This is a genomic window from Nocardioides ginkgobilobae, assembly GCF_054781275.1.
In genome coordinates this window covers 1-4,393 of sequence record NZ_BAAGUS010000040.1, presented here as the reverse complement: position 1 = coordinate 4,393, position 4,393 = coordinate 1, and the positions used below count along the sequence as shown (strand labels likewise).

Genomic DNA, 4,393 nt, shown 5'->3' with positions numbered 1-4,393 from the left:
CAACGGACGGCTCGAGCACCTACGCGGATCAGCGCTCGGGTTCCGCAACCTGACCAACTACATCGCCAGGAGCCTGCTTGAGACCGGCGGCTTCAGACCCCTACTACACCCCGGTCTGTGAAGAGCCACTTTAGTCCCCGGTTGCTCCTGGCTGTACGTCATCAGATCAGTTCATGGCGGCCCGACATCGTGGTTACCTGGCTTCACCCCGCTGACCTCGTGGTCGGTGTACTTCGCATGTTCTCACCCCGAATGAGGGGCAGTTGGGTGGTTGCTGAACGGGACTCCTACTATCCGCCGAAATGGACATATCGCCTCCGTCGTCTGCTAGTGCGTCGCTCGAGTCTGGTGGTTGCAAACTCGGACGCCGGCGCCAAATACTGGTTACCGGTTACGTCTTCTGTGCGAGTCGTTCCGAATATCGTCCAGCTGCCAGCACCTCTCGCGACGGCCAGTCCGCGTCGCCATGTGGCGGTGGCCGGGCGGATGGAAATTCAGAAGGATCCTCTGCGGACGGCTCGCGTGTCGCAACGGCTGGCGGCACGCGGACTGACGGTAGACATTTACGGTTCGGGCTCCTTAGAGGAGCAAGTTAAGGCGCTGTGCTGTCATCCATCCATCGTGCTTCACGGCTACACTAGGGATCTTCCGACTTCACTTGGTGCTTCTCAAGTCTATCTGTCACTGAGTCGTCATGAGGGAAGCCCCAACATTCTCGCCGAAGCGATTATGGTGGGGCTTAGGCCCGTTGTTTCTGACATTCCTGAGCATGCTGCGGTGCTCGGGGTCGAATTCCCGTTCTTGGTTGCGCCGGAGGCATGCGAGGATCAGGTCGCGGACATGGTTTGCGACGCACTAGCCCTGTCGGATACAGAATGGGATGGTTTGCTGGGGCGTGTCCGGCAGCGGCTCGCGTCCCATACAGGAAAGAACGTCGCAACGATGTACGCTCGAGTGCTTGAGGACTTATGGACGTGACCAGGATCGGCCAGGCCCTTCGACGTTTGGTGTTGGTTACAAGTCGACCGTTCTTGTGGCCGGCAGAAATTCTTGCGCCAAGAGTTTTCATGCACCTCTACCTTCCCATCCTACGGTTGAATGGTTTGCGGCCCCTCGGTACACCACGGTACATATCGAGTCGCGCCTACCTGGATCAGATGGACATGATTGAACTCGGCGATCGTGTCGTGATATCCCGGGACGTAAAGTTGCTTACTCACGACTATTCGCTGACAACCGCCTTGCGCGCGATCGGAAAAGCCCCTCCGGTGGACGTAGGCCGGTCCGAAGAGATCCGGGTTGGTGACAATGTGTTTCTCGGGCTGGGCGTGGTAGTTCTGCCCGGAACGCGCATTCCCCGTGATGTGATCATCGGCGCTGGCAGTGTTGTCAGAGGAGAATTGCAGCCTGACTCAATCTATGTCGGCAACCCTGCGATGCGCATTTCCTCAATCTCGGGGAGAGCGAACGACTGGGTTACTAGGCGCGACGACTTCGAAACGTACTGGGATCGATCTTGAAGCGGGTACTTATCACGGGTGCTGCGGGGTTTGTTGGGGCTGCATTAGCTGGACAACTTGCCGCGCGCGGGTACAACGTTGTCGGTGTGGACAACTTCAACAAATATTACGATCCTCGTCTCAAGGATGCTCGTGCGCAGAGGCTAACGGATCGTTTTGCCGTGCGTGTGCATGCCCTGAACATTCAGGACGTAGTCAAGATGCGGGAGTTGATCGACACAAATCGACCCAGCGTTGTGGTGCACTGCGCTGCTCAAGCTGGAGTTCGGTACTCGATAGAGAACCCCGATGCCTACTTGAGTTCCAATGTGCTCGGGACCCAGAGCTTGGTCGAGGCACTCGCAGGGCATGAGGTCGAGCACTTCATTTTTGCTTCCACTTCTTCGGTGTACGGGGGCTCGAATGCGCGACCCTATTTGGAGTCCGCCACCACCGATTCGCCCATGTCCCTCTATGCCGCGACGAAGCGTGCTGGCGAGTCGCTCCTCCATGCGGCGAGTCATCTGACCGGACTGCCAGTAACCTGTTTGCGCTTCTTCACCGTTTACGGGCCGTGGGGTCGTCCCGACATGGCTCTTTTCAAGTTTGCGAGCTCCGCCCTCGCCGGTCAGCCGATCGACGTCTATGGATATGGGCAAATGAAGCGCGACTTCACTTTTATCGACGATCTGGTGCTGGCCATCGAAATGTTGGTCTCGAGGATACCTGCTGTGGGTCAGCCTGTTAGCACATTGGACAGCCTGAGTCCAGTAGCTCCTTTTCGAGTAGTCAACGTCGGGCCAGGTCGACCGACTTCGCTACTTGATTTCATCGCATGCCTTGAGGATGCGCTCGGCATTCCCCTGAGGACCAATATGCTCCCGATGCAGCCTGGGGATGTGCGGGCGACGCATGCCGACAACAAATTGTTGATGGAATTGATTGGGGATGTCCCTTGGACGTCTCTGCAGGATGGCGTCAAGTTGTTCGTCGACTGGTACCTCTCTGATCATCGTAAAGGTGGATGATGATGTTGATGCGCGGGACCCGATCCGCCTCCGAGGCGAAAAAGCTACCCGACTTCAATTCGCATAAGTCGCATCTCAAGAACGAAACTCTCACTCGGGCGGAAGCCCCGAATGCCACCATTTCCTGGTGGCTCTCAGATGTGGCTGACCGCCGAGGCACTCAATTGAAGGTGCTTGACCTCGGCTGTGGCCGGGGTGGGCGCGTAGCGTGGTTGCTGGAGCAAGGCTTCGATGCCTATGGCCTGGAGGTGCAGCCAGCTTACGTGGCTCGTGGACAAGCATATGTAGGGGAGGGCCGGCTTCGGCTCATCGTTGAGGGCAGGTATCCATTCGAGGACGGATTTTTTGACGTTGTAATTTCAGACCAAGTTCTAGAGCACGTGGAACAATTGGATCCGTTGTGTCATGAGGTCAGGCGAGTGGTTCGTGCTGATGGTGTCGGACTTCATGTCTTCCCGGCCAAAAGGATTGTCCGGGAGCCCCACTTGGAACTTCCGTTCGTTCATTGGCTCCCCAAGGGGTGGACACGATGGTTCGCTATCGCCATTTTGTTGAAGGCGGGAAGAGGAGCTGCACATTTTCCTGATCTTGGTACGCGCGATCGTGCGACAATATTCAGTCGCTACTCAAAGGATCAGACCTATTATCGCAGTTTGCGAAAGATTTCCCGGGAATGGCGAAGGGCGGGGTTCGAAGTTGACGTCCAGCGGGTAACGCGCGCGCGTGTTTCAGAGCAGTTGGGATGGTCTGGACCTTCTGTTTTCATGAGAGCGGCTGCTTGGGCGTACCGGAACTTTAGGGTCTCTTACCTGGAGATTCTTCCGAAGTCGACGTTTGAGTGCAGCCGAGGGGTCAAGTTGGAGCGCAAATAGGCTGCGTTCTGGTCTTGGATCGGATAGAGTCATGCTATGAATGACATGGTTTCCCGTCTCTACGACGAATTTGCCGTAGGGGGTTATTCGAGAGTCGACACTACGGTTGACTTCTACAGTCGAATCTCCGCTCTATTGAAATCCGACACAAGGGTACTGGATCTGGGTGCGGGACGCGGTGCGTTCAATGATGAGGAACCGTCGTATCGCCAGTCCCTGCAGCGCCTGCGGGGTAGGTGTGCTCACATTGTGGGTGTCGACGTGGACTCAGCCGTACTCAACAACCCTGGCCTAGACGAGTCCTTTGTGGTCGGCCCACGAGACGCGTGGCCCCTGGCGACGGACTCAATCGATTTGCTGATTGCTGATTGGACTTTTGAGCATATCGAGGATGTCGATCTTCTATCGCGAGAGGCGCAGCGCGTGGTGCGGTCCGGAGGTTGGATCTGTGCTCGCACGCCGAATCGGCGAAGCTACATTGCAACCGCCTCGCGCCTGACGCCAAGTGGACTGCAGTCCGCGGTTTTGCGCCGAGTTCAGCCAAGGAGATTGTCTGTGGATGTCTTTCCGACACATTACCGGCTGAACACTCCGGATTCCGTGCGCCAAGCATTTCCAGGGTTCGACCTGCATGTTTGCCCTGCTTTCGGCGAGCCGGCATACTTCGGCGATTCGGCGTTCGCCTGGCGGTTTATGCAAGGTGTCCACCGAATTCTTCCGAATGCCTTTGCTCCCATCTTCTTCTTCTTCTTGAGAAAGCACTAGGCGTCGTCGCCATTTGGTTAGGCCCACCCGGGGCAGTTATGAAGATGTGCTGGCTAGTGGTTTGACGTCGAGCTTCTCGAAGATCTCCAGCGTCGCTTTGGAGGCTCTTCACAGTTGAGGGTGTAGCGGACGACGCGGCCGGGGTCGGCGCGTCGGTGCCGGGATAGAGGTCGAGGTCTTTCGAAGATGGCGGTTCCTACGCCAGCCACCCGAAAGACCTCGACGTGCA

5 protein-coding genes are annotated in these 4,393 nt (G+C 57.1%); all 5 read left to right on the top strand.

Annotated elements, in window-relative coordinates; all coding sequences use genetic code 11:
• The first annotated feature begins 237 nt into the window (after window positions 1–237).
• Window positions 238–978, top strand: a complete 741-nt coding sequence (locus ACYVID_RS18050; protein WP_460739444.1) for a glycosyltransferase — start codon at window positions 238–240, stop codon at window positions 976–978.
• A 185-nt stretch (window positions 979–1,163) separates the two neighbouring features.
• Window positions 1,164–1,520, top strand: coding sequence for an acyltransferase (locus ACYVID_RS18045; RefSeq protein ID WP_460739442.1), 357 nt, complete (start codon window positions 1,164–1,166; stop codon window positions 1,518–1,520).
• The gene (locus ACYVID_RS18040; protein WP_460739440.1) at window positions 1,517–2,527 is read left to right on the top strand and encodes an NAD-dependent epimerase/dehydratase family protein; all 1,011 of its coding nucleotides are present in this window, start codon (window positions 1,517–1,519) and stop codon (window positions 2,525–2,527) included. Before ACYVID_RS18045 ends, ACYVID_RS18040 begins: the two co-directional genes overlap by 4 nt.
• Entirely contained in the window at window positions 2,524–3,399 is an 876-nt protein-coding gene (locus ACYVID_RS18035; RefSeq protein WP_460739438.1) for a class I SAM-dependent methyltransferase, read from the top strand. The genes ACYVID_RS18040 and ACYVID_RS18035 overlap by 4 nt, the downstream gene beginning before the upstream one ends.
• 36 nt (window positions 3,400–3,435) lie before the next feature.
• Window positions 3,436–4,164, top strand: coding sequence for a class I SAM-dependent methyltransferase (locus ACYVID_RS18030; protein ID WP_460739436.1), 729 nt, complete (start codon window positions 3,436–3,438; stop codon window positions 4,162–4,164).
• Window positions 4,165–4,393 lie beyond the last annotated feature (229 nt).